This window comes from Planococcus wigleyi, from assembly GCF_014836985.1.
Taxonomy (GTDB): domain Bacteria; phylum Bacillota; class Bacilli; order Bacillales_A; family Planococcaceae; genus Planococcus; species Planococcus notacanthi.
The window spans coordinates 478514-502503 of record NZ_JACSPU010000001.1 but is presented as its reverse complement, the minus strand read 5'-3'; the positions used below and the strand labels follow the sequence as shown (position 1 = coordinate 502503).

The window sequence follows — 23990 nt, the reverse complement described above, 5'->3', positions numbered from 1 at the left end:
GCTATTATAATTACTTTACACTCTTTCAAGAGGTTTGGAAAAGGAAATACTTAATCACAAGGAGCGAGAAAAATGAATGGTCGTGAGTTCTCGTCCGGGCTGAAGGCTGGAACGAGCATAGCCGTCGGTTATTTTCCGATAGCATTAACCTTTGGTTTATTGGCAAAAACCACTGGACTATCACTGATTGAAGCTGTAGCGATGAGCATTTTCGTTTATGCAGGTGCTGCACAATACATATCCCTGTCACTCATCACTGCGGGAGTAGCACCAGCAGTCATTGTTTTAAATACGTTCATCGTCAATATACGCCACTTTCTTATGACGGCTGCACTCAATGAAAAGATGCAGCCGGATGACCGCTGGAAAAAAGCACTTTATGCTTTTGGAATTACAGACGAATCCTTTTCAGTACTGGCTACACAAAAAGGCAATAAATTAAGCACGGCTTTTGCTGTAGGTGTCATTGTCATCGCTTACGGGAGCTGGGTCATTTTCACAGCAATCGGGCATTTGATCGGAGCCAACCTGCCTCAATTTCTCCAAGCTTCCATGTCGATTGCGCTGTACGCCATGTTTGTCGGCCTTTTAGTGCCTTCAATGCGCGGCAATCGAAAAGTGGTCAGCCTTGCCCTTATTGCCGGGGCAGTCAATTCCTTATTTTATTTTACAGAATGGCTGTCCACCGGCTGGGCTATCATGGTCTCGACTTTGGCGTCCGCCATTTTCATTGAATGGATCTCCCGGAAAGGAGTGGCACACTAATGGGTTCATGGTACTGGTGGATGATACTTGGCATGGCAGTGGTGACCTATATCCCACGCGCCATTCCACTTGCTTTTTTGGAAGGCAAGGAACTGCCTCAAACCCTTCAGAATGTCTTGCGCAATATCCCTTATGCTGTTTTAGGTGCTTTGATTTTCCCGGCGATCTTTTTTATCCAGGAAAATATTTGGTATGGCGTAATCGGCGCTATCGCCGCATTCGGCATCGCTTTCACCGGAGCTAACGTCATGATTGTGGTCCTCGGTTCGATTGCCGTACTGGCAGTTTTAAGTTTAATCATTTAAATCTATATAACAAAAAAGCCGTCACTCATTTTCATGAGCTTCGGCTTTTTTTCTGCGGTTGAACATATTTGTGGAATACCAGAATCCTGCGGTTAAAGAAGCCGCATTGGCAATGAACAACAGCCATGTATGGGTATAACCCGCATAAACAGCTGCTGCCATAAGCGCCACAGTCAAAATCAATGCAACAATGTGGTTGAACGTGACTCTCGTAAACAAAATGACGAGCAGCCCAGGCACCAGCAGAGACAAAATAAATTTCGTTACCATTGATTCCATTAGATTAGCTCCTTAATTGACCACTAATAACCCCAGGCGATGATGGTCGTGCCGGAAAATGACATGCTGGCGCAAACGGACTTCCAGGTTATGGTCCAGCACTTCCAGACGGCAATGCGCCGCGTTGACTTGAATTGCTTCATAGAGCTCTGATTCATTCGCAATAGCGATACCGTTTACTTTGCGGATCACTTCGCCGCGCAGCAAGCCCATTTTGTCAGCGGGAGAATCCGGCAAAACATCGACGATCATGACGCCTTGGGATTGGGGAGTTACAGCGTAATTTCCGCTGCGTTCTTTCATTGCAAAACGGACAGCAATGGCGATGCGGCCGATTACTCCAGCTGCCAATGCGACAACTGCCAGCGGCTGCCACAACAAGGCAGCTAATCCGACAATTACAATGCCGATCCCCAAAGTGGATACCGCTTTAGCGACCTGTGGATATAGATACACCGGCAAGGTGCGCTGCGACCGCCCTTGGAATCCAAAGATGAACGGGAACAAAATCAGCGAAAAACTGGATTCCCCGATCGGCAATTGAGGCCAGTAAGGGGCGTATGATTCGATCAATGACCCGGGCACCACCAATAAGATCGGCAGCAGCCACAAACGTTTCGAAATGTAAGCAGCAGCCTTGAGGCCACGCCCAGATTTATGCAAACGTGGAGAAGCGGCGTCCGCTGCCGCTTTGCCGATCATTTTGCCTTCTGCAAATACTAATGCACCTGCAATCAACGCAACCGGAACGAGCCATTCGTAGGAAAAAGCCACTCCTTCAAATTTAAAAAACCCGAAATTCAAAGTCCACTCATTCGCGCTGAACAACCAACTTAAACCTACAGCTGCCGCAGCCAAATAAATGAATGAGCCTGCTTGGTAAAAAGTCGTAGCCATCAACACAATGGAGACGATGCTCAAGGCGATCAGCCAATCCATCGGTACAACCAGCCCGATTCCTGCAAACAGCACAGAAAAGACTAAAGCGTACAGCCAACCATCTTTAATGAGCCGTTTAAATTCTGTCAGGCCATATACGATACGGATCCTGAAAATTTTTCTTTCTTTTTTAACTCTGTAATATCCCAATAACACTGCAGCAAGCAATGCTATGTAAAAAACCGGATTCACAAAAAATCTGCCAATAGCTACTATTAAATCCATTATCACTGTTCTTACACCATCCTATCACCGGCAATTGACTTTAGTTATTATTGTACCAAAGAAAACCGGCTTTCTGCACTTCTTTTTCAGTTAAACAAAAGCCGCACCCAATTGTTCCAATATATCGTCGGTGCCTTCAATTCCAGCAGACAGCCGAATCACTTGGCGAGTCACACCAATTTTCTCTTTTTCTTCTGCAGACAACGCGCGGTGCGATGTTCCGTAAGGATATGACACTGTCGTTTCTACGCCTGCCAAAGTCGGCACGATTTTTATCCAGCCGAGTGAAGAAAAGAATTTCGACACATCGACAGTTTCAGGCAATTCGAAGGATACAATGGCGCCTACTCCTGGATGCCAGACACGTGCCTTGTCTTCCAGAAAAGCTGCAATTGCTATGGCATTTTCGGTTTGCGTCTTCATTCGCAACGCCAGCGTTTTGATTCCCCGGATTGTCAACCAGGCTTCAAAAGGGCTTAAGTTCAAACCTAAATTCACCACACGTTTTTCAGCGATGCCAATCAGATCGGCATCCCCTACCAAAACGCCCGCTGTGACATCACTGTGGCCTCCGAGATACTTTGTCGCACTGTGAGCGACCAAATCAGCACCAAGGGCATAAGGCGTCATTGTATAAGGCGTAGCGAAGGTGTTGTCAATCATTAGCCGGACACCGTAATGCCGTTTCAGTTGGTTTAGCGCTTCGATATCTTCCAGGCGCAAAAATGGATTGGTAATCGATTCACTGAAAATCAGCTTGACTTCAGGAAAATCGATTAAAATCTGTTCGATTTCGCTGACGTTCGAAAAATCGGCAAAATGAACCTGAATTCCCATCAACACCAATTCTTCTTTCAATAGATGAAAAGTTCCCCCGTATACATCCTGAGCTGCCAGGATATGGTCTCCGGTTTTCACCACCGACAAGATCCCCGCCAGTATAGCCGAAGTGCCGGAAGATGCCGAAACGCCTTTTGGAGCCCCTTCCAGATCCGCTACAGTCTGGCCGAGTGCATCGGTATTCGGATTGGCTGTACGCGAGTACAGATAGGTGCCATTGCCTTCATAATAACCTTCAAGCTCTTCCAAAGAGGAAAACGAAAAAGCGGAAGTCTGGTATAGCGGCATAACTTTTGATTGGATGGTACGTTCTTTCATTGTTGCAGTGTGTACGGATTTCGTTTCAAGCGAGGTCATGAGTCCATCTCCTATTCCAATTCTTCAATCAATTGCTCCATCATCGTTTCATCCATCGGGCCCACCACTTTATTTTGAATACGTCCTTCTGTATCGATGGCATACGAAGTCGGAATTGATACCGCCTGATATAAAGCTCCCACATCCCCGTTTTCATCCATCGGAATCGGGAACTCCAATCCAAATTCTTCAACGAAATCTTCGATCTTCCCGAGTCCCTTGTCTTCAGTCGTTAAATTGACTGCCAGAATCACGACATTTTCGTCTTTTGCCTGTTCATCATAATAGGTTTGCATATGCGGCATTTCGGCTCTGCAAGGGGGACACCAGGTAGCCCAGAAATTCAGCAGCACTTTCTTTCCCTGATAATCCGAAAGTTTGACTTCCTCGCCATCCAATGTAGTCAGCAGAAAATCCGGTGCTTTTTCTCCTTTGGCGAGGCCTTCATCTGTCGGCAAAAAATCCACATCGCTGCCGAGTGCCATGCCATCCAATGCATCAGAATCCGCCATGTTATTCTTCACAGCCCCTATTACAACAATGGCTATCATAACAGCCAACACTAATAAGCCAATTATCTTTTTAGGCATCTGTTATTCACTCCATTCAACTTTCATCCCGCTTTAACAAGCAGGTGATCCCACTGGCCGTAAAAGTCCGATTGGATCAACTAACAATCAATGGGGGATGAAGAAACCCACATAAATTGAAGTTTCTCTTTATCATACGATAAATCAGGTGACTTGTTCCACTATGTTTATTGCGAAATGTGACAGAATCGCAGAATAGAAAAACAGCCGGCATCACGAGGCCGGCTGTTTGTACTTATAAAGAAATATAGCTTGCTGGATTCACTGCGTTTGTCCGTCCGCCATTCCAAGGTCCAACATGGATTTCGAAATGCAGGTGATCACCGAATGAACGTCCAGTGTTCCCCATTCCGCCAACTTTTTGTCCCTGTGAAACTTGCTGTCCGACTGACACGCTAATCGAATTCAAGTGTGCATAAACAGTCGCATGCGTTTGTCCGTTGATCGAGTGAGTAATGATAACTACATTGCCGTAGCCGCCCATCGATCCTGCATAAGAAACGAATCCGTTCGCTGCAGCTACAATCGTAGTGCCTTTGCTGTTGGCAATATCTACGCCCTGGTGGAATTCCGGACCAGAACCGATATCACGCCAGCCGAATTTAGAAGTGAAGCGTCCAGCTGCTGGACGAATAAATCCTGAGCTTGCGCTTACTGACACTGCTGGTTCAGGAGCACTGTAAGCTGGAGCCGGCGTTGAAGCCGGTGCACTTGCTGCTGCCGGTGCTTTGGCTGCTTGAGATTTGCTGGCTGCTTTTTCTGCTGCCGCTCTTTCAGCTGCTGCACGTTCTGCTACAGCGCGTTCTGCTGCCGCTTTTTCTGCTGCTGCTTTTTCTGCTGCTGCACGCTCTGCCGCTAGCTTACGTTGGCGTTCTTCTTCAGCTTTTCTCGCCAATTCTGCCAGACGCGCTTGTTCATTAACGATTTTTGTTTCAAGATCAGCACTTATATCAATTGCTTCATCACGTTGTTGCACGAGTGAAGTTTTCTCTTTTGCCAAGCGCTCCTGCTCAGCTTTCAAATCTTTCACGAGGCCTGCTTGCTGCGCTTTTTGGCCTTCCAGTGATTCCTTCAAATTAACAAGTTCTGCACGGCGTTCTTCCTGCTCTGCAAGTTTTGTTTCAACTAAAGCCTTCTGTTCGCCCAATAGCTTTTTATCTTCCGCCTGTTCTGTCATGATTTCGCGATCTGCATCAATCAATGTATTGACTGCTGAAAAACGGTCAATAAAATCAACAAAACTATTGGCACCCAGTAATACATCTATGTAATCCACAGAGCCGCCGCTCAATTGGATAGCACGTGCACGTTCCTGAAGAAGCTCTGTACGTTCAGCAATTTTTCGTTCCAGTTCTTCAATTGATTTCTGCAGCTCTTCAATCTCAACGATTGTTTGATCAATTTCGCCTTGAACTCCATTAATTTTTGACTGGGTTTCTTGCATTTGGTTCTCCAACTCCTGGATTTTAGCCATGATGCTCTCCAGTGTAGATTGGTTTTGATTCATTTCGTTGGATTTTTCACTGATTCCAGAATTTAATTCATTTTGTTTTTGTTCTACTTTTTGTTGTTCTTGCTGTAATTCACTCAATGTATCTGCATTTGCTGTTGGAATCAACAAGGTAAGTGCTAATACCGATGAAACACCAGTCAACATCCATTTCGACTTCGAATTCAAGTTCGTGATCCCCTTTCGGCTTTACGCTCTTTTTCTATCTATTTCCGTTTTTTCTATGTAAACGGCCTACATGCAGGCCGTTTCTAAATCTATGTTACACACGCAAGAATTTTCTGATGGACATGAAGCTTCCCCAAATCCCGATAAATACACCCATCAGCAAGATCAAGGCGCTTACCTGGTAAATGAATGGTGTAAACTCCAATAGCTGGAACAGTTCGCCACTCAAGCGGGGCTGTGCAAATTCGGTGATTTTGCTGTAAAGCAATGCTACAAGACCAATTGGAATGATGGAACCTAACAGGCCAAGCCACATACCCTCCAAAATAAATGGAATTCGGACAAACCAGTTTGTTGCACCCACCAATTTCATGATTTCAATTTCACGTCGTCTCGCAACAATTGTGATTCGAATCGTATTGGAAATCAAGAACATGGCTGTAAACAGCAATGCAAGGATTAAAATCAACCCGACATTTCTTCCGGCATTCAAGAAATTAAAGAGTTTTTCTATTTTGCCTTCTCCGTACTTCACATCTTCTATATGTTCAAAAGCCGCTATATCTGTGGCCACTTTTTCAGTTTGCTGCGGGTCAAGTGCTTTTACATAAAAAACATCGAACAATGGATTGCTTTGTTCGAATAAGCTTAACTCGTCCCCAAAATCAAGAACCAAGTCAGTCAACTCTTCTTCTTTTGTCGAGAAGTTGGTCGATTCAACACCAGGCATTTCAGTTATTTTCGATTCCAGGTTCTGGACCGTCTCTTCCGAAGCGTCCAAGGAAACGAATACTTTAATTTCAACATCGTTTTCAAGATCATCGGCCACTTTGTTCAAGTTCATCATGATAAGAACAAATACCCCGACCAACAATAACGTTACTGTTACAGCACTTACAGATGCAAATGTCATCCAGCTGTTTCTTCCGATGCTTTTGAAACTTTCTTTGAAATGGCGTACCAATGTTCTACCCTTCATAGCCGTAATCACCTCCAGCTACATCACGGACAATTAATCCGCCTTCTATTGCAATAACGCGATGTCTGAGCGTATTGACGATTTGTTGATTATGCGTTGCCATAATTACCGTTGTTCCTGCTTTGTTGATCCGCTCGAACAAATTCATGATGTCCCATGCTGTCTCCGGATCCAGGTTTCCAGTCGGTTCATCCGCTATCATTACTTTCGGCATGTTGACGATCGAACGCGCAATTGAAACACGTTGCTGTTCGCCACCGGATAATTCAGTCGGAAACATTTTGGCTTTGTGCTTCAAGCCAACCAGATCCAATACTTCCATGACACGCTTTTTGATTGCTTGTGGTTTTTCTTCAATTACTTCCAAGGCAAATGCTACATTTTCATAAACATTCAACTTCGTCAGTAATTTGAAATCCTGGAACACGACTCCGATCTGACGGCGCAGCATCGGAACTTTTCTGTTCTTCAATGTTGCTATATCGATATCATCCACAAACATCTGGCCTGAAGATGGACGTTCTTCGCGATACATCATTTTGATGAATGTTGATTTCCCTGCTCCACTCGGACCTACAATATATACGAATTCTCCTTGTTCGATTTCAACGTTCAGACCGTTCAAGGCGACAATGCCATTCGGATATTTCTTGTAGACATTTTTCATTTGAATCATTTTATTACCCACCTATTATTAATTGGCTAAATGCCAAAATTATTTCCATAGAATTTTGCAGCAAACTCATTATAACACCTTAAACATATATTTTTATTACATTTCTGTATCATTTAAAATTCAATCTGAATAATCAGAACTATATGAAAAAATACTTCTTGGCGTAATTATAGACCTTTTAAAAACCATTTTTATCCTTTTTCTAAACATAAATATGCTATTCGGACCTATTTTTTGGCAAAAAAAAATAAACCTGCTAATTAGCAGATTTATTTCATGCTTGCTAAGTACTCTGCAACAGCATCGGCTTCTTCACCTTCAATGATGTTTGCTGGCATTGCACCTTTACCATTTTCGATTACTGAGCGAATTTCATCTTGCGATAAACGCGAACCAACATTGTTCAAAGCCGGGAAATTCCCTGCACCTTCCAGGTTTTCACCATGGCAGGAAATGCAATTTTGCTGAACCACTTGTTCCGCATCCACCGCTGCTGCTTCTTCACCGCCACTGTCAGCAGGTGCCTCTTCCGGTTCAGTCGTATCTCCGCCGCCGCACGCACCAAGGATAAGTGCTGATCCGAATAATATAGCCATCAACTGTTTTTTCATTTGGTGACCTCCTCAGATGTATTATCTCTTCCTATTAGAGTATACCAAAGTTACGCCCGTTTAAAACCTTCACCTAAAACTTCTGAGGCATCCGAGACAATAACAAATGCGGAAGGATCGATAAATTTCACCAATTGTTTCAGTTTCGTAAATTCCGTTTGAGGAATAACCACCATCAATAAAGGTTTTTCTGTTCCCGAATAACCTCCGGTTGCAGCCAATTCTGTAACCCCCCGGTCCACTTCTTCATAAATGGCATCACGGATCTCCATTTGTTTTGTAGTAATAATATAAACCAATTTGGATTGGCCAAACCCTACCTGGACAAGGTCGATGGTTTTGGTCGTCACGTAAAGGCCGATCAATGCATAAAGGCCTTTCTCGATATCAAATACCAATGCCGCAGCCAATACGATAAATCCATCAATCATGGCAACACTTGTCCCGAGCGTCAGCCCAGTAAATTTGGTAATGATCTGGGCGGCCAGATCCGTCCCGCCTGTAGATGCTTTCCCTCGGAATACGATTCCTAATCCAAGACCAACCATGATCCCTCCGAACAAAGCCCCAAGCAAGGGATCACGTGTCCATGGTTCCCATGATTCTGTCAGGAAGACGACAAACGGAAGGAATACGGTCCCTACAGCCGTTTTAACGCCAAAATTTTTCCCTAATAAAATCAAGCCTGCAATAAACAAAGGGATATTGAATGCCCATTGCACAAATGCTGGTTTCCATTCAAATAACCCTTTCAATAAAGTACTGATGCCACTTACTCCGCCCGAAGCTACTTCGTTAGGCAGCAAAAATACGTTAAAGGAAATGGCCACAATCGCTGAACCGATTATGACACTGGCATAATCTATGAAAACCGTTAGCAGTGGATGTGGATCTTTACGGATACGTCTATTTTTTTTAGCCATCTGTTTCTTCCTCTTCTCTGTTATGTTCGGTTAAACCCTGTCAGAGTATACCAAACGCATGGAACTTTGTGAACTTCATTCAAGTAAAGCAGGGCATTCGCCAGACACCCAAAGACAAAACGCCGCGAAAGCTCATTGGCTTTCGCGGCGTTCGTCTAGAACTGCAGCAATTTTTCACAATCCACTACATAATTCTATTCCATTTTAGAACGCAATAAGGAATTGATGAATCCATCAATATCGCCGTCCATGACAGCACTCAAATTGCCTGTTTCATAATTCGTCCGGTGATCTTTGACCATCGAATAGGGATGGAACACATAAGAACGGATTTGGCTTCCCCATCCGATTTCTTTTTGTTCTCCACGAATTTCAAGAAGACGGGCTTCTTCTTCTTCGATTTTCAGCGCATACAATTTCGCTTTCAACATTTGCATGGCTTTTTCCCGGTTTTTGATCTGTGAACGTTCCTGTTGGCACGTCACAACAGCCCCCGTCGGAAGGTGAGTGATACGGACAGCGGAATCCGTTGTATTGATATGCTGTCCACCGGCGCCGCTTGCCCGATACGTATCGATTTTCAAGTCTTCTGTACGAATATCGATTTCAATTTCACCTGTAAATTCCGGCATGACTTCGCAGGAAACAAAAGAAGTATGACGGCGGCCTGATGAATCAAAAGGCGATATCCGAACCAGGCGATGAACACCTTTTTCAGCTTTCAAGTAGCCATAGGCATTGTGTCCACGAATCCCTAAAGTCACCGATTTAACACCTGCTTCATCTCCAGCCAAGTAATCCAGTGTCTCTACTTTGAATCCGCGTTTTTCAGCCCAGCGTGTGTACATACGCAAAAGCATTGAACACCAATCCTGAGACTCAGTTCCGCCTGCCCCTGGATGCAATTCTAATATGGCATTGTTTTTGTCATACGGTTCGCTGAGCAGCATCGTCAATTCGTAATCTGCCAGCTTAGAAATGAATTCCTTCATTTCAGTGTTAACATCTTCATGCAACTCTTCATCGTCTTCTTCTCTTAATAGCTCTAAAGACATTTCCATGTTTTCCTGGGTTTCTACGAAACCGTAATAAGCATTAACGATTTCCTTCAACCCATTCAATTCCGATATGACTGTCTGCGCCGATTCTTGGTTATTCCAAAAATCCGGATCGAGCATCATTTCATCCAATTCCTGTATGCGGGCTTCTTTGTTTTCTAAGTCAAAGAGACCCCCTAAAGTCCGCCAATTTACTGGCTGATTTGTCGAGCTCGTTACGGATGTCTGCTAATTCCATCATTATATGTTCCTCCTCAAAATAACACCGAAGAGCATATGCTCTTCGGTATTTTCACACACTCTTATGAAGCTGTGCCATGGCAATTCTTAAATTTCTTGCCGCTGCCGCATGGGCAAAGTTCATTGCGCCCAACTTCCATGTCTTTGCGGACAGGAGCCTTTTTCTTTTTCGGTGCCGGTCCGTCTTCTTTCGGGTTGACGGCCTGCCCTTTTGCAACTTCTTCACGTTCAAGATTATTGCGGATTTCAGCTTTCATGGAATACTTCGCGACATCTTCTTCGATGGCTTCAACCATTGCCTCGAACATGGCGAATCCTTCACTTTGGTATTCGCGAAGCGGATCATTTTGTCCATAAGCACGCAAATGAATTCCCTGGCGCAACTGATCCATTGCATCAATGTGGTCAATCCATTTCGTATCAATCGAACGAAGCAAGACAACTTTCTCGAATTCACGCATCCGTTCAGGCGTCATCTCAACTTCCTTTTCATCGTAACGCACAGCGACAGCTGCCTTGATGAAGTCGATCAATTCTTCCTGGGTTTTTCCTTGCAGATCAGCTTCAGTGACTGTATCTTCGGGAAGCAGGTTGGCAGCTATTGTTTCAGAAAGTGTCTTCAGGTGCCAGTCTTCCTGTTTTTCCTCAACAGTATGCGTATAAACCATGCGTTCAATAGAGCTATTGATCATATTTTCAACCAATGTACGCATATTGTCAGTGTCCAAAACTTCCATACGCTCTTTGTAGATGATTTCGCGTTGCTGGCGAAGCACATCATCGTATTGGAGCAAGCGTTTCCGTGCATCAAAGTTATTGCCTTCAACCCGTTTTTGTGCTGATTCCACAGAACGTGTCACCATTTTTGATTGCAATGGCTGTGAATCGTCCATGCCTAATTTGCCCATCATGTTGCGCATCGCATCTGATCCAAAGCGGCGCATCAAGTCATCTTCAAGAGACAGGTAGAATTGAGTGACACCCGGATCGCCTTGGCGTCCTGAACGTCCGCGCAGCTGATTATCGATACGGCGTGATTCATGGCGCTCTGTCCCGATAACAGCCAGTCCGCCTGCCTCGATGACACCTTCGCCAAGCTTGATATCTGTACCGCGTCCAGCCATGTTGGTGGCAATCGTAACAGAACCTTTTTGGCCTGCGTTCAAAATGATTTCTGCTTCATGGGCGTGGTTTTTGGCATTCAATACCGAATGCTTGATGCCTTTTTTCGTCAAGTACTCTGAAATGATTTCAGAAGTCTCGATCGCTACAGTACCCACCAATACAGGTTGTCCTTTTGCGTTTCGTTCAGCGATATCGTCGCCTACCGCTTTGTATTTACCGGCAGTTGTAGAATAAATCAAATCTACACGGTCTTCACGGATGATCGGTTTATTCGTCGGAATGACCACAACGTACATATTGTAGATATTGCGGAACTCTTCTTCCTCCGTCTTCGCTGTCCCTGTCATACCGGACAACTTATCATACATACGGAAATAGTTCTGGAATGTAATGGTAGCCATCGTCATAGATTCGTTTTGGATTTCCAGGCCTTCTTTCGCCTCAATTGCCTGGTGAAGCCCATCCGAATAACGGCGCCCTTTCATTAGACGGCCCGTAAATTGGTCGACAATGACGACTTCGCCTTCCTGTACCACGTAATCAACGTCTTTGTGCATGGTGACATATGCCTTTAATGATTGGTTGATCGTGTGGTTCAGCCGCACGTGTTTGATATCAAAAAGATTATCGATTCCAAAGGCTTTCTCAACCTTTTCGATGCCTTCTTCCGTCAACACCACACCTTTGGTCGTTTCATCGTAAGTATAATCCTGGTCTTTTGTCAGAAGGCGTGCAAACGCATTAGACTGCTGATACAATTGCGCCGCTTTGGCTGCCTGTCCGGAAATGATCAGCGGAGTCCGCGCTTCATCGATCAAAATTGAATCGACTTCATCAATTACAGCGTAATTCAATGGCCGCTGAACCATATCTTCTTTGTAAAGGACCATATTATCCCGCAGGTAATCAAAGCCCAATTCGTTGTTGGTGCTATATGTTACGTCAGCCTGATACGCCGCCCGTTTTTCGTCTTTGGTCAAATTGTTCAAGTTCAATCCAACAGATAGTCCAAGCCATTCGTAAAGTTGGCCCATCTCCATAGCATCTCGGCTAGCCAAATATTCGTTGACCGTCACGACATGCACACCTTTTTTGCTGATAGCGTTCAAGTAGACGGCTAAAGTAGAGGTCAAAGTTTTACCTTCACCTGTCTTCATCTCAGAAATATTCCCTTCATGAAGAGAAACAGCCCCCATGATCTGTACGCGGAATGGGTACAGGCCAAGTACACGTTTCGACGCTTCACGAATAGTCGCGAATGCTTCAGGCAGCAAGTCATCCAATGATTCGCCTTTTGCATGGCGTGCGATAAATTCTTCGGTTTTCGCCTTTAATGCATCATCGGACAAAGCTGCAAACTCAGAAGCCAACGCTTCTACCCGATCTGCCGTTTTTTCTAATCGCTTCAAATCCCGTTTATTCGGATCAAATACCTTATTCAATACTCCTAGCATAATTATACCGCTCCCTGCGTAAGTGTCCGCCGGCACCTGTCATGCCGGATGATCGCTTTAGCTTTTATAGTGTTCTTTTAAGTAATACCTATAAGAACATATTTACCCAAATCATCATCGGTTGTTTCAAAAAAAATCTCACTATTCATTTTAACACTGCGCTGAAATGCGTGCAAATTATGGATTCTCTTTCTTTGTCGTTAAAGCGCCTGAATCCGCCATCTATTGTCTCTAAAGCCTAATATGAAAAATGTTTCCTATCGAAAAAAGCAACTAAAAAAGCCTCTCGCAAGGAGAGGCTTTAACATCCTATTGGAGATGCCTTTATTGTGCAGAAGTCTCGATCAGTCCGTAGCTTCCGTCTTTTCGTTTATAGACAATATTCGTTTCATTGGATTCTGCATCCGTGAAGACGAAGAAGTTATGCCCAAGCATGTTCATCTGTAAAACCGCTTCTTCTTCATCCATCGGTTTCAAGTCGAACTGTTTAGTGCGAACGATTGTCAAATCTTCTTCTTCTTCCTCAATTTCATTCTGTGCACGTGTATCATTTTCTGCTGTTGCAAAAGCAAGCCCAATGCCATCCCGCTCACGGAATTTGCGGTTGACTTTAGTTTTGTACTTACGGATTTGGCGCTCTAGTTTGCTGACGATCAAATCAATTGCAGCATACATATCATCATGCCGTTCTTCAGCACGTAATGTTAAATTTTTCATTGGTATTGTGACTTCCACTTTTGTTTGGCTATGATTGTAGGATTTTAAGTTGACCATCGCGGTAGCATTTGCTCCGTCGGTAAAATAGCGTTCAATTTTTTCCACTTTCTTTTCGATGTGGTCGCGTATTGCGGGAGTTACCTCAATATTTTCGCCTCTGATGTTAAATTGCAACATGTTAACTCCTCCTTCTATTGTGCTACTTGTACAATTCTACATCTTCCCTAGTCTTTCCTTCTTAAAACCAAAAAAGTTTTAAGAACATGGATTACAGGTAAACATTATGACAAGGAGATGAAGTTCATGTTCACTAATAAAACCATTGTCGTTACAGGAGCATCGCAAGGAATTGGCCGCAGCATTGCCACACATTTCGCAGCTGAAAATGCGCGTGTTATCGGGTTAGATATCCAACCGGTCGAATTGGAGAACGTGGAATACCGAAAATGCGATGTGGGAGATTTCACGGAAGTAATGGCTGTATTCAAAAAAATCCATGAGGATTACGGTGCTATCCATGCATTGATCAACAATGCCGGGATTTCAACGTTCAAATCCATCTGGGAAGTGGATGAACAGGAATGGGATCAGGTTCTGGACACTAACTTAAAAAGTGTCTTCATCTGCAGCCGTGAAGCAGCTCGCTATATGAAAGACGATATCCGTTCCATCATTAACATGGCCTCGACACGGGCTTTCATGTCGGAACCCAATACAGAAACCTATTCGGCATCAAAAGGCGGCATTTTCGCATTGACCCATTCACTCGCCGCCACTTTCAGCGAACAAGGAATCCGCGTCAACTCAATCGCTCCAGGCTGGATCCATACTGGGGACACTGCCGAATTGCGCGATGTGGACCACAAGCAGCATTGGAGCGGACGCGTCGGAAATCCCGACGACATCGCACGGGCTTGCCTGTTTCTGAGCAATCCACAAAACTCATTCATCACGGGCGAATGCCTGAATATCGACGGCGGCATGACAAGAAAAATGATATACGAGCACTAAAAAACCGGCCAAGGCCGGTTCAGCTTGTAGACAAAAGAATAGTTATATCCTTTAAAGAATAATTATTCATTTTATCTTATTTACACTAGATCCTGCGCTCCAGGCGGACGCTTTCCTGCGGGCTCGCGCCGAACTAACTCGGACTGACGCCCGAGTGGATTTCGGCACTTCACTATCCCGCTGGAGTCGCCGCCTTGCGCTACGGATCCTTTGATGGATTTACCAAGTTTGTTTGGACGATGTCTTCGGGATTCTGACTAGCAAGCCCTTTTCTTTGATTAGAGCTACACGCCCCCGACCGGGCTGGCCACGGAGACTCCTGTGGGACAGCGAAAGCTGAAGACCCCGTAGGAACGCAGTGACGAGGAGGCTGAAGCTGAGCCCACGGAACGCGAAGTGGCCGGACCGGTTGGGGGTATGCACCGCTATTCATTTTGTAAAGACTTTGTCTACAGTCTGAACCGGCCAAGGCCGGTTTTATTTCATTTCTATTTCTTTCAGTTCTCTGATTTCATTTAAAATAAGCATTTCCTTGATTGAATTGCGTTCGAAATCTGCACCGTAGATCCAGCCTTCCTCGTATTGCTGTTTCCAGACAATGGTTGCGCCCGACCGGATTGTTTCGTGGTTTAAGACAAATTCCAGTCTGACATTTTCTTCTCCCGGCTGCAATTTCCTTTCTGAAAACAATTTGGCTCCTTTTGGAGAGATATCAAGCAGTAAGCCATATATTTTAGTCGTCTTGGATGGACTTTCTACTGCCCCCGATACGTGCATATGGATTTCTGGCGGCGTGCCGAAGGTGTAACGAAAACTTTCTGACCTTTTATAAAACATTCATGTCCCTCCTCGTTATCCTGTATTATAACTTTACCTATTAGGCACGGATGAGCGCCAGAATGGTAATTTCTTTGACGCCTTCCGCTTTTAAGGCTTTAGCAGCCATTCTCATCGTGCTTCCTGTGGTGTACAGATCATCGAACAATAGCACTTTTTCAGGGACCGGTTTTCCATTCCACCAAAAGACATCTTCCGAAGCAATTCGATCAGCTTTTGATTTCCCTCCCAGTCTTACTTCGTTTTTCCCGAGATAGTAGACATAAGGCAGAGAGGCCGCATCCAACAGCCGATCGACTTGTGGAAACGTACGCTCCTTCAATTTGTTTTCATTCATTGGAATTGGAACGATCACTGCTTTTTGGCTGCGCAGCTCTTCCCGCAGGACTGGTGCGAACACTTCTGCCAACACGATATCTTTTAAAAACTTATATTGATGCAAGTATTCTTTCATTGCAGGGTTGTAGCGGAATAAACTTTTGCCGGAGTCAATCACTCCGGCGTAGGCTGTCGTTTCCCATTTGCTGCAGTCGGAGCAGATGTCTGTTCCTAACCCCCCGCAAATACGGCAGCCTTTTTCCAGCCGTTCGAAACTGCTGCGGCACCGGCTGCAGATTACTTCTTCCAAGTCGTTTAAAAAAAGGCTTCGCCAATTTGCTTGGAGAGGCATATCCCGCTCGCATAAATAACAGTTCATCGGCGGCTCCCTCCATTATAGGAAATGATTAACTGCTTGGCTTTATCCATTTGGCGAACGATGCCATTATGGAAAAACACAACTTCTCCATCGGGATAATCCGCTGATCTTCCAGCCCGTCCGGCAATCTGAATCAAAGCAGCCGCATTGAAAACAGGCTGATCAGCGCCCACTACTGCCACTTGCACATTAGGAATCGTGATTCCGCGCTCAAGGATGGTCGATGTCAGAACTCCTGGGATTTGCCTTTGGCGCAACTTCATCACTTTTTCTTTTCTATCCGGATCTTTTGAATGCACCGCCGCAATTTCCGGATGGCGCTCTTGCAATAAAGGGATGGCCTGCTCAATCATTTCGATTGTCGGAAAAAACACAAGAAACGGCTCTTCTTTTTCTATTTTTTCATCTACCCAGGCAATCAGCTTTTTAGGAATCTTCCCTTTTGCAAAAGCTTTGTCGTATCCCCATAATGACCGAAATTCAGGAACCGGCAAAGGATGCCCATGAAAGCGATTAAAAATTTGAGATATCTCCGGCACTTGCTTCTGCAATTGATCCGAAGGAGTAGCAGATACATAAACAATAGGTGCGTCTTTCTTCCGCGCTTTTATCACTGCATTTTTCAAAGCAAGGTCATAAGAATAGGGAAATGCATCTGCTTCATCGACAATCATGACATCGAAGGCATTTTGAAATCGGTATAATTGATGGGTCGTTGCAATGACCAGCGACGCAAAACCCGATTCTTCGGGAGAATTCCCGTACAGGCTGTGGATGATCGTATCCGGAAAGACGGCACGCAAGCGCGGTGAAAGTTCCAATACGACATCCGTTCTGGGTGCAGCGACACAAACGCGTTGCCCTTTTTGCAACGCAGCGAAAATCGGCGGAAACAACAACTCCGTTTTTCCTGCTCCGCAGACGGCGTAAACAAGATGGTCATTTTGTTGAAAGAGGCTTTTTTGAACTTCCTGGGAAGCTCTTTCCTGCAAAGGTGTGAGGTTGCCATTCCAGTGAAAAGAATGGCTCTGAGGAGTAATCGTTGAAGGAGATGACCAGGTGATCAATTCTGTACAGGAACTGACGCGTCCCATTCTAATGCAATGTCTGCAATAATAACAGATGCCGACACATGCACTGCAGAAAAAAGAAATAATTTTTTGTGGTGACTTTTCGAGGCAACGGGCACACTGAAGCTCATCCGTAATGCCTCGGCTGATGCTGATTTTCCCGTTTAAAATAGCCTGGTCAATCTGCTCTTTTGGAAAGGGCGTGAAATTTCTAAGCCACACCCGCCCAGTCAAAAACTCTTCTATATCTTTCATGGACTACCACCTTTCGATAGAGAAAAAGCCTCAGCAGGTTTATTTCTTCACCCAACCAAGACCCATTGCTCCTTCTCCTAAATGTGTTCCGATGACTGGCCCAAAATAGGAAATTTCAAAATCCACTTCAGGACAGGCAACCTCCAATTCTTTTTTCCATCGTTCAGCTTCTTCCGGCCGGTTCGCATGGATAATTGTTGCCTGGAATCCCAAACCCTCGTTGACGTCTGCTTTCAATAAATCAACAATCCGATTCATCGCTTTTTTGCGTGTCCGTATTTTTTCAAACGGAACAATGACTTTTTCCTGGAAATGCAAAATCGGTTTGATTTGCAGCATACCGCCAACCAGCGCCTGTGCAGTCGACAATCGTCCGCCACGCTGCAGGTGTTTCAGGTCTTCCACCATGAAGTAAGCACGCAAGGTTTTTTTCATTTCGTTTAATTCGGTTAAAATCGTTTGGGCATCTGCTCCATCTTCAGCCATTTTGGCGGCCTTAATTGCATAAAACCCCTGTAGGCCACAAGTAAGTTCTGTATCAAAAGAATAAACTTTGACGCCATCAACCATTTCAGCAGCCTGTTTGGAACCTGCGTAGGTGCCACTGATGCCGCTCGACAAATGGATGGATACAACTTCAGCGTGGTCGGCTGAAAGATCTTCATACAGCGCAACGAATTCTCCCAGAGGCGGCTGTGAAGTTTTCGGGAATTCTTCTTTAGCTTTCTGATAAAATACTTCTTCTGTTAAATCTATTTCTTTAAATGACTGGTTCCCAAACGTCACTTCTAGTGAAACTGTATGGATCTTTAATGCTTCACGTGTTTTTATAGGCAAATAAGATGTGCTATCTGTTACAATTGCTGTTTTCATTACTCGATCAAGCCCCCCTTGCTAGTTTACCAAAAAAAGACATAGAAAAGACATAATGTGAAAAGTCACAATAAAAAAAATCCCGCACATAGCGGGATATCTTTTATTGATTACCGATAAAGTGAACGCTAGTTACTTTCCATTCATCATTCTCTTTTTTGAATACGACCACTTGGCGTCCTGACTGCTCGATGGCGTCAGATGACTTTGCATCTTTCATCTTAACATTCAGTGTTGCAAAAACTTCCGCACGGCTTTCTTCATATTTGACAATTGTTTCGTCATTGGTTTCATATTTGCTGTCAAAAGCTTCAAAAGCCTGAGCCAATGCTGCTTTGTCTTCTTCGCGATCGAAACCGTCCGGTTCTTGTGCAATGGTTTCCATATACCGATCAATATCTTCAGAATTGAAAGCAGCAATATATTCATCATAGGCAGCAAGAAGTTCACTTGCCTTTTCTTCAGGCACATCTGCTTCAATGACATTTCCTTCATCATCTACTGTAAAGCCGACTTTTTCATCCTTATTTTCTTTAATGCCATGGTCAACAGCATTATTTTCATTAGAGGCATTGCCGTCTTCGACCGTATTTCCATTGACTGAAGGTTCTTCTGAATTCGAACAGGCAGCTAGCGTCAAAATCAGCCCAACCGCAATAATCATTTTTTTCATCATGCATTCCTCCTGCGCTTCATTTTGCCATAGGCAGATGGCGAATACAATGAAGAAACTGTGTCATCTGCCAAAACGGAATTTTTTTCAGTTTTGCGGTACACTAGAAAGTAAAAAAGGAGGCATCGTATGGAAAAAAGAGATGCACGGCAGATACTGGAACAGAAAATGAAGGAAACGCGCCCTCAATGGAGCCGTAAACAGCCGGCCCGGCCAAAGAAGTATAAATCGAGCATGCAGAAGGTTGAAGACTACGTTGTCCTCGATTTCGAAACGACCGGCTTACGTGCAGGAAGTGATAAAATCATTCAAATCGGTGCTGTCAAATACATTAACCATGAACGCAAGGAAACAATGTATCTTATGGTCAATCCCGAATGCTTCATTTCGAGCACCATCACCCGAATTACCGGCATCACCAATAAAGATGTAGAAAACGCCCCCACCATCGAAGAAATTGCACATGAACTGATCGCTTTTATCGGCGGTTTGCCACTCATTGCACATAATGCACCTTTTGATATGGGCTTCCTTTACGCTTTGGAAGAAATCACGCCCATTCCTGAATACACGGTTATTGATACAGTCAAATTGGCGAGAAAAGCGATCACTCAGACACCTAACCACAAACTAACTACCTTGACCGCTTTTCTAAAGCTTGAGCATGACGCCCACGATGCATTAGGCGACTGCCTGGCAACAGCGGCCATCTATCAATACTGCTACGACCGGCTTTAAAGAAAGAAGCTGGCATCTGCAAATAATGATGCTCAATGCACAGTTAAGTTGGCTAATAAAAAAAACGGTGTACCTGCCAAAAGGCAGGTACACCGTCTTCACTATTTGGCAGTTATCTTACTTCTACCCAACCGTTTTTAATAGCCGTTACAACTGCTTGCGTCCGATCATTGACCTGCATTTTCTGTAAAATGCTCGACACGTGGTTTTTGACTGTTTTCTCAGAGATGAACAGAGTTTCCCCGATGACGCGATTGCTTTGGCCATCCGTCAATAATTGAAGAACTTCACTTTCGCGTTTCGTCAATAAATGATAAGGACGACGGATTTCCGTTTGATGGAAAGAACCTTTATTTTCACGTTCGCTTAGACGGCGGAATTCCATCACTAAGTTGCGTGTAACTTTTGGATGTAAATAAGAACCGCCTTTCGCTACAACTTTAATTGCTTGAATAATCGCATCTGCATCCATTTCTTTAAGCATATAACCTAAAGCACCAGTTTTCAAAGCATGGGTCACATAAGATTCATCATCGTGAATGGACAGCATAATGACTTTTGCATCCGGGAACTTTTCAATCAATTCCCCAGTAGCTTCTACACCATTTTTTTGTGGCATATTGATATCCATCAATACCACATCCGGTTGATTTTCTTCATATAATTTGATGACTTCGTTGCCGTCTCCGCCTTCAGCAACGACTTCAAATGAACTTTCAAAATCTAAAATTCTCTTTACACCTTCACGGAAAAGTTGGTGATCGTCAATAATAATTATTTTTGTCATTATGTCGTCCTCCTCGAATACCCTATCTTATATACCCTTTTCAAAAGGTATATGAAACATTAAGACTGTACCGTTCCCTGGCGAAGAATTAATGAAAAACTCTCCTTCGACCAATTCAATTCTTTCTCTCATACCTGCTAATCCGAATGATTGGTGTTTGACAATTCCTTGGTCAAAACCAGTTCCGTTATCTGTTACTGTAATTTTCACCTGGTCTTTCAACCAGTCCATTTCAACTGTAATTTCAGAAGATTTCCCATGGCGTATCGCATTTGAAATACCTTCTTGCACCAGACGGAAAATAGCGGTTTCGTATTTGTTCGGCAACCGCACTTCTTTTCCAATCGATTGGAAATCCATCCTGATGCCTTTGTTGTACTCTTCGATGGTGTCCATGTATTTCTTCAGCGTAGGCACAAGTCCTAAATCATCCAATGCCATAGGCCGTAAATCGTATATGATTCTCCTGACCTCCGTAAGCGCCTGCCTCACCATATCCTTTAATGACGTAATCTCTTGAAAAGCGGGTTCAGGGCCTTTTTCACGATATGTCTTCTCAATTAAATCGGAACGAAGCAATACGTTAGCCATCATTTGGGCAGGTCCATCATGGATTTCCCTTGAGAGACGTTTTCTTTCTTCCTCTTGCGCTTCAATGATGCGGAGGCTATAATCTTGACTTGACTTATTCTTGCCGACGGCTTCATCAGCATTCTCGAAATCTGAAGTCAAATAGCTGCCGGCGACATTGATTTGATTGACCAAGCTTTCCGCCCGCTCTATTGTCTGCAGTAAAACTTGAAGTCTGCGCTGCAATTTATCACGCTTTTGCCGATACTTTTTTTCTTCGTTCCGGTTGAGTGATAATTGTACTTGAAGATTATTTGCCTGCTCGTAAACTTGGCGAACCTGACTCTCTGTAAAAGAGTTGAAAAATTGCGAAACCTCAGCCAACCGCCGTCGAGCTGCACGTGTCTTTTCTTCCAAAACATCTCCATCTTCAATCACTCGAGCAATATTGATGCGGACATCTTCCAATTCGTCTTTCATCTTTTCATAACTTTGGCGACTTTCTTCACTAATGACGAAAATATCTTGTTTAGCCTGTTCTATTCCAGCAAGCATTTCATTAAAAATAGAATCAGGTGTTTTTGCACCGATTTTCTTTGCCATTCTAAAACCGCCTTAGCTATACTGACTGTATCAGGTAAAAACCTTAATTCTTTATACCTTGTCGGCTGTATTAAGTATATCACTTTATAAGCAAGACCATATTAAATATACGTTACAAATTATCTGATTTCATTTTACAACAGGAGGCGCTAAATTGCGAGAAAATTACACAACTGTAGGCGATTCTGCCAATGCAGAAATACTTATCCAAAAATCCAGGTTCATCGGACATGCAGCACGCGCTGAAACAGAACAGCAGGCGCTTAACTTTATTGATTCGATTAAACTCTTGCACCGGACAGCCACCCACAATTGCTCAGCTTACCTTATTGGAGAACACGATTCTATCCAAAAGGCAAATGACGATGGAGAACCAAGTGGCACTGCCGGGTTCCCCATGCTTGAAGTCTTGAAAAAACAAGGCTTGAAAGATACTGTACTGGTGGTCACCCGATATTATGGCGGCATAAAATTGGGCAGTGGCGGTTTAATTCGGGCATATGGCAAATCGGCTTCCGCAGCTATTGCTGCTGCAGGCGTTGTAGAAAGAAAACTTCATCATTTGATGAAAGCTTCTATAGACTACACATGGCTCGGTAAACTTGAAAACGAAATTCGTCAGTCCCCGTATCCGCTTGACCGCTTAGAATATATGGAAGGTGTAGACATCTATATTTACGTTCCTGTTGAAAAAGAGCAGGAATTCATCGATTGGATAAATGAAATGACGAATGGACAAGCAGACGTCAGCATCACGAGCAGTGAATTCCTCGAATTTTCAAAGTCATGATTCTTTTCATTTACGGCTGTTAAAAATCACTGTATAATGTCAACAGCACAGAAAAAAACAGATTGTCGGCACATACAAAAATTTTTTTCAAGAGCAAAAAGCCTGTCGCTAATTAAGAAAATGGATTTATCCGAACAGATAACTCGGTTGGCCCATTACCTATAGAGGAGCAAATAAATATGAACCGAAAACATTATCGGAAAACCAAGTCGGACAGGAAACGAACAATTATAAAAGTGATTCTCACTTTAGTTGTTTCATTGTTGATCTGCGTTTCAGCTTACGGGATTTACCTGGTCAAACAAGCGGAATTGGCCGTCAACAGCGCTTATGAGTCTACAGGAAACGTAGATGAACCGGTTGAACCGCTTACGGACAACATCTCCATCCTGTTCATTGGCGTGGATGACAGCCAAGAACGCAACCAAAGTGACGACAATATCCGTTCAGATGCACTCGTCCTGGCAACATTGAACAACCAAGACAAGTCCATTAAACTGGTCAGTATCCCTCGTGATACGTATACCTATATTCCGGATAGCGGAAAAGAAGATAAAATCACTCATGCTTATGCTTTGAATGGGCCGAGTTCAACCATCGAAAGTGTAGAAGGACTTTTGGAAGTACCGGTAAATTATTACCTGCGGATGAACTTTGACGCCTTCATCGATGTGATCGATGCCCTCGGCGGCATTAAAGTAGAAGTGCCTTATGACATCACGGAACAAGATGAAAATGATTCGCAGGATGCCATTGAACTAAAAGAAGGCATCCAGTTCCTGAATGGCAGCGAAGCGCTGGCACTTGCGAGAACACGCCATTACGATAATGACATTGAACGGGGCAAACGCCAGCAAATGATTCTTGAATCCATTATGAACCGCGCCTTATCAGTCGGTTCAATCACCAAATACGGTGATGTTTTCGAAGCAGTTGGAGACAACATGAAAACGAACATGAGATTCGAGGATATGCGTGCATTGTTCGAATACGCTAAAAACGGTAAACCAGACGTGGAAACCATTACGCTTGACGGTTATGATGATATGTCCACCGGGATTTACTATTGGAAATTGAAAGAAGAATCCCTGATGGAAATACAAGATGTTCTGCAAAGCCACCTCGGTTTAAAACCGGATACGTCCAACTTAACCACCAATGAGATAGAACAAAACGTAGCAAGAGACCTAGTAGAAGACGACACATCACAGTGAAAACTGTGGTGTTTTTTTGTTCAATTGTCACTGGAGCTTTCTAAAGCATTCCCCGTATCTTTTACACAAAAGAAAAAAAGATTGAAATCAAAGCAATGCGCTTCAAGTTCA

25 protein-coding genes are annotated in these 23990 nt (G+C 44.0%); 6 read left to right on the top strand and 19 right to left on the bottom strand.

Features of this window, described 5'->3' with window-relative positions:
* The first annotated feature begins 72 nt into the window (after positions 1-72).
* Both H9630_RS02195 and H9630_RS02190 read left to right on the top strand, forming a co-directional pair.
* The gene (locus H9630_RS02195) at positions 73-765 is read left to right on the top strand and encodes an AzlC family ABC transporter permease (RefSeq protein ID WP_191713848.1); all 693 of its coding nucleotides are present in this window, start codon (positions 73-75) and stop codon (positions 763-765) included.
* A complete protein-coding gene (locus H9630_RS02190; protein WP_191713847.1) occupies positions 765-1070 on the top strand; it encodes an AzlD domain-containing protein in 306 nt (101 codons plus the stop codon). The genes H9630_RS02195 and H9630_RS02190 overlap by 1 nt, the downstream gene beginning before the upstream one ends.
* Before the next feature lie 21 nt (positions 1071-1091).
* Here H9630_RS02190 and H9630_RS02185 read toward each other — a convergent pair whose 3' ends face one another.
* From H9630_RS02185 to hpf, 12 genes are all read right to left on the bottom strand, one after another.
* On the bottom strand, positions 1092-1349 hold the full coding sequence (locus tag H9630_RS02185; RefSeq protein ID WP_191713846.1) for a CsbA family protein: 258 nt from the start codon (positions 1347-1349) through the stop codon (positions 1092-1094).
* Between the two features lie 12 nt (positions 1350-1361).
* A complete protein-coding gene (locus tag H9630_RS02180; RefSeq protein WP_191713845.1) occupies positions 1362-2513 on the bottom strand; it encodes a PDZ domain-containing protein in 1152 nt (383 codons plus the stop codon).
* Positions 2514-2603: 90 nt separating this feature from the next.
* The gene (locus H9630_RS02175; RefSeq protein WP_191713844.1) at positions 2604-3710 is read right to left on the bottom strand and encodes a trans-sulfuration enzyme family protein; all 1107 of its coding nucleotides are present in this window, start codon (positions 3708-3710) and stop codon (positions 2604-2606) included.
* A gap of 11 nt (positions 3711-3721) precedes the next feature.
* The gene (locus H9630_RS02170) at positions 3722-4300 is read right to left on the bottom strand and encodes a peroxiredoxin family protein (protein ID WP_191713843.1); all 579 of its coding nucleotides are present in this window, start codon (positions 4298-4300) and stop codon (positions 3722-3724) included.
* 235 nt (positions 4301-4535) lie between these two features.
* The gene (locus tag H9630_RS02165; RefSeq protein ID WP_191713842.1) at positions 4536-5978 is read right to left on the bottom strand and encodes a murein hydrolase activator EnvC family protein; all 1443 of its coding nucleotides are present in this window, start codon (positions 5976-5978) and stop codon (positions 4536-4538) included.
* Between the two features lie 94 nt (positions 5979-6072).
* Positions 6073-6957 (bottom strand): permease-like cell division protein FtsX, encoded by an 885-nt coding sequence (gene ftsX / locus H9630_RS02160; protein ID WP_191713841.1) that lies wholly within the window; start codon positions 6955-6957, stop codon positions 6073-6075.
* Positions 6947-7633 carry a cell division ATP-binding protein FtsE gene (gene ftsE / locus H9630_RS02155; protein WP_191713840.1) on the bottom strand — a complete coding sequence of 229 codons (687 nt, stop codon included), beginning with the start codon at positions 7631-7633 and terminating at the stop codon, positions 6947-6949. Before ftsE ends, ftsX begins: the two co-directional genes overlap by 11 nt.
* 269 nt (positions 7634-7902) lie before the next feature.
* On the bottom strand, positions 7903-8244 hold the full coding sequence (gene cccB / locus H9630_RS02150) for a cytochrome c551 (protein WP_191713839.1): 342 nt from the start codon (positions 8242-8244) through the stop codon (positions 7903-7905).
* 50 nt (positions 8245-8294) lie between these two features.
* Entirely contained in the window at positions 8295-9167 is an 873-nt protein-coding gene (locus tag H9630_RS02145) for a YitT family protein (protein ID WP_191713838.1), read from the bottom strand.
* A 194-nt stretch (positions 9168-9361) separates the two neighbouring features.
* Positions 9362-10463 (bottom strand): peptide chain release factor 2 gene (prfB, locus tag H9630_RS02140; protein ID WP_191714484.1). Its coding sequence is split into 2 segments (ribosomal slippage): positions 9362-10390 and positions 10392-10463, totalling 1101 coding nucleotides; the frame shifts between segments, so codons are not numbered across the junction.
* Between the two features lie 64 nt (positions 10464-10527).
* Positions 10528-13044: a preprotein translocase subunit SecA gene (gene secA / locus H9630_RS02135; RefSeq protein WP_191713837.1), complete on the bottom strand. Its 2517-nt coding sequence runs from the start codon at positions 13042-13044 to the stop codon at positions 10528-10530.
* A 324-nt stretch (positions 13045-13368) separates the two neighbouring features.
* Positions 13369-13938 (bottom strand): ribosome hibernation-promoting factor, HPF/YfiA family, encoded by a 570-nt coding sequence (gene hpf, locus H9630_RS02130; protein ID WP_284700299.1) that lies wholly within the window; start codon positions 13936-13938, stop codon positions 13369-13371.
* Between the two features lie 126 nt (positions 13939-14064).
* Here hpf and H9630_RS02125 point away from each other — a divergent pair, with 126 nt between their 5' ends.
* The gene (locus H9630_RS02125) at positions 14065-14772 is read left to right on the top strand and encodes an SDR family NAD(P)-dependent oxidoreductase (RefSeq protein ID WP_191713836.1); all 708 of its coding nucleotides are present in this window, start codon (positions 14065-14067) and stop codon (positions 14770-14772) included.
* Between the two features lie 477 nt (positions 14773-15249).
* On the opposite strand, the gene H9630_RS02120 is transcribed toward H9630_RS02125, so the two are convergent.
* The 5 genes from H9630_RS02120 to H9630_RS02100 all read right to left on the bottom strand — a co-directional run bounded on the left by H9630_RS02120 (position 15250) and on the right by H9630_RS02100 (position 19180).
* Positions 15250-15609, bottom strand: a complete 360-nt coding sequence (locus H9630_RS02120; RefSeq protein ID WP_191713835.1) for a PilZ domain-containing protein — start codon at positions 15607-15609, stop codon at positions 15250-15252.
* Positions 15610-15649: 40 nt separating this feature from the next.
* Entirely contained in the window at positions 15650-16306 is a 657-nt protein-coding gene (locus tag H9630_RS18790; RefSeq protein ID WP_225218319.1) for a ComF family protein, read from the bottom strand.
* Positions 16303-17631, bottom strand: a complete 1329-nt coding sequence (locus H9630_RS02110; RefSeq protein ID WP_191713834.1) for a DEAD/DEAH box helicase — start codon at positions 17629-17631, stop codon at positions 16303-16305. The genes H9630_RS18790 and H9630_RS02110 overlap by 4 nt, the downstream gene beginning before the upstream one ends.
* A gap of 39 nt (positions 17632-17670) precedes the next feature.
* Positions 17671-18504, bottom strand: a complete 834-nt coding sequence (locus H9630_RS02105; RefSeq protein ID WP_191713833.1) for a DegV family protein — start codon at positions 18502-18504, stop codon at positions 17671-17673.
* 103 nt (positions 18505-18607) lie between these two features.
* Complete coding sequence (locus H9630_RS02100) at positions 18608-19180, bottom strand: DUF4440 domain-containing protein (RefSeq protein ID WP_225218318.1); 573 nt, start codon at positions 19178-19180, stop codon at positions 18608-18610.
* Between the two features lie 126 nt (positions 19181-19306).
* Between H9630_RS02100 and H9630_RS02095 the strand changes: the two genes are divergently transcribed.
* Entirely contained in the window at positions 19307-19915 is a 609-nt protein-coding gene (locus H9630_RS02095) for a 3'-5' exonuclease (protein WP_191713832.1), read from the top strand.
* A 112-nt stretch (positions 19916-20027) separates the two neighbouring features.
* Here H9630_RS02095 and H9630_RS02090 read toward each other — a convergent pair whose 3' ends face one another.
* The gene (locus H9630_RS02090) at positions 20028-20702 is read right to left on the bottom strand and encodes a response regulator (RefSeq protein ID WP_191713831.1); all 675 of its coding nucleotides are present in this window, start codon (positions 20700-20702) and stop codon (positions 20028-20030) included.
* Positions 20703-20729: 27 nt separating this feature from the next.
* The gene (locus tag H9630_RS02085) at positions 20730-21875 is read right to left on the bottom strand and encodes a sensor histidine kinase (RefSeq protein WP_191713830.1); all 1146 of its coding nucleotides are present in this window, start codon (positions 21873-21875) and stop codon (positions 20730-20732) included.
* Positions 21876-22029: 154 nt separating this feature from the next.
* Here H9630_RS02085 and H9630_RS02080 point away from each other — a divergent pair, with 154 nt between their 5' ends.
* Together H9630_RS02080 and H9630_RS02075 are read left to right on the top strand one after the other, a co-directional pair.
* Positions 22030-22665 carry a YigZ family protein gene (locus tag H9630_RS02080; protein ID WP_191713829.1) on the top strand — a complete coding sequence of 212 codons (636 nt, stop codon included), beginning with the start codon at positions 22030-22032 and terminating at the stop codon, positions 22663-22665.
* Positions 22666-22844: 179 nt separating this feature from the next.
* Complete coding sequence (locus H9630_RS02075) at positions 22845-23879, top strand: LCP family protein (protein ID WP_191713828.1); 1035 nt, start codon at positions 22845-22847, stop codon at positions 23877-23879.
* Positions 23880-23990 lie beyond the last annotated feature (111 nt).

Excerpts from the sequence above, each read along its gene's own strand:
- H9630_RS02100 (WP_225218318.1), bottom strand. The coding sequence starts at position 19,180 with ATGATGAAAAAAATGATTATTGCGGTTGGGCTGATTTTGACGCTAGCT.
- H9630_RS02120 (WP_191713835.1), bottom strand. The coding sequence starts at position 15,609 with ATGTTTTATAAAAGGTCAGAAAGTTTTCGTTACACCTTCGGCACGCCG.
- H9630_RS02175 (WP_191713844.1), bottom strand. The coding sequence starts at position 3,710 with ATGACCTCGCTTGAAACGAAATCCGTACACACTGCAACAATGAAAGAA.
- ftsE (WP_191713840.1), bottom strand. The coding sequence starts at position 7,633 with ATGATTCAAATGAAAAATGTCTACAAGAAATATCCGAATGGCATTGTC.
- H9630_RS02085 (WP_191713830.1), bottom strand. The coding sequence starts at position 21,875 with ATGGCAAAGAAAATCGGTGCAAAAACACCTGATTCTATTTTTAATGAA.
- H9630_RS02125 (WP_191713836.1), top strand. The coding sequence starts at position 14,065 with ATGTTCACTAATAAAACCATTGTCGTTACAGGAGCATCGCAAGGAATT.
- H9630_RS02180 (WP_191713845.1), bottom strand. The coding sequence starts at position 2,513 with ATGGATTTAATAGTAGCTATTGGCAGATTTTTTGTGAATCCGGTTTTT.
- H9630_RS02170 (WP_191713843.1), bottom strand. The coding sequence starts at position 4,300 with ATGCCTAAAAAGATAATTGGCTTATTAGTGTTGGCTGTTATGATAGCC.
- H9630_RS02190 (WP_191713847.1), top strand. The coding sequence starts at position 765 with ATGGGTTCATGGTACTGGTGGATGATACTTGGCATGGCAGTGGTGACC.
- H9630_RS18790 (WP_225218319.1), bottom strand. The coding sequence starts at position 16,306 with ATGAACTGTTATTTATGCGAGCGGGATATGCCTCTCCAAGCAAATTGG.
- H9630_RS02105 (WP_191713833.1), bottom strand. The coding sequence starts at position 18,504 with ATGAAAACAGCAATTGTAACAGATAGCACATCTTATTTGCCTATAAAA.
- H9630_RS02095 (WP_191713832.1), top strand. The coding sequence starts at position 19,307 with ATGGAAAAAAGAGATGCACGGCAGATACTGGAACAGAAAATGAAGGAA.
- H9630_RS02145 (WP_191713838.1), bottom strand. The coding sequence starts at position 9,167 with ATGGCTAAAAAAAATAGACGTATCCGTAAAGATCCACATCCACTGCTA.
- ftsX (WP_191713841.1), bottom strand. The coding sequence starts at position 6,957 with ATGAAGGGTAGAACATTGGTACGCCATTTCAAAGAAAGTTTCAAAAGC.
- H9630_RS02090 (WP_191713831.1), bottom strand. The coding sequence starts at position 20,702 with ATGACAAAAATAATTATTATTGACGATCACCAACTTTTCCGTGAAGGT.
- H9630_RS02110 (WP_191713834.1), bottom strand. The coding sequence starts at position 17,631 with ATGAAAGATATAGAAGAGTTTTTGACTGGGCGGGTGTGGCTTAGAAAT.
- cccB (WP_191713839.1), bottom strand. The coding sequence starts at position 8,244 with ATGAAAAAACAGTTGATGGCTATATTATTCGGATCAGCACTTATCCTT.
- H9630_RS02075 (WP_191713828.1), top strand. The coding sequence starts at position 22,845 with ATGAACCGAAAACATTATCGGAAAACCAAGTCGGACAGGAAACGAACA.
- secA (WP_191713837.1), bottom strand. The coding sequence starts at position 13,044 with ATGCTAGGAGTATTGAATAAGGTATTTGATCCGAATAAACGGGATTTG.
- H9630_RS02185 (WP_191713846.1), bottom strand. The coding sequence starts at position 1,349 with ATGGAATCAATGGTAACGAAATTTATTTTGTCTCTGCTGGTGCCTGGG.
- H9630_RS02195 (WP_191713848.1), top strand. The coding sequence starts at position 73 with ATGAATGGTCGTGAGTTCTCGTCCGGGCTGAAGGCTGGAACGAGCATA.
- hpf (WP_284700299.1), bottom strand. The coding sequence starts at position 13,938 with ATGTTGCAATTTAACATCAGAGGCGAAAATATTGAGGTAACTCCCGCA.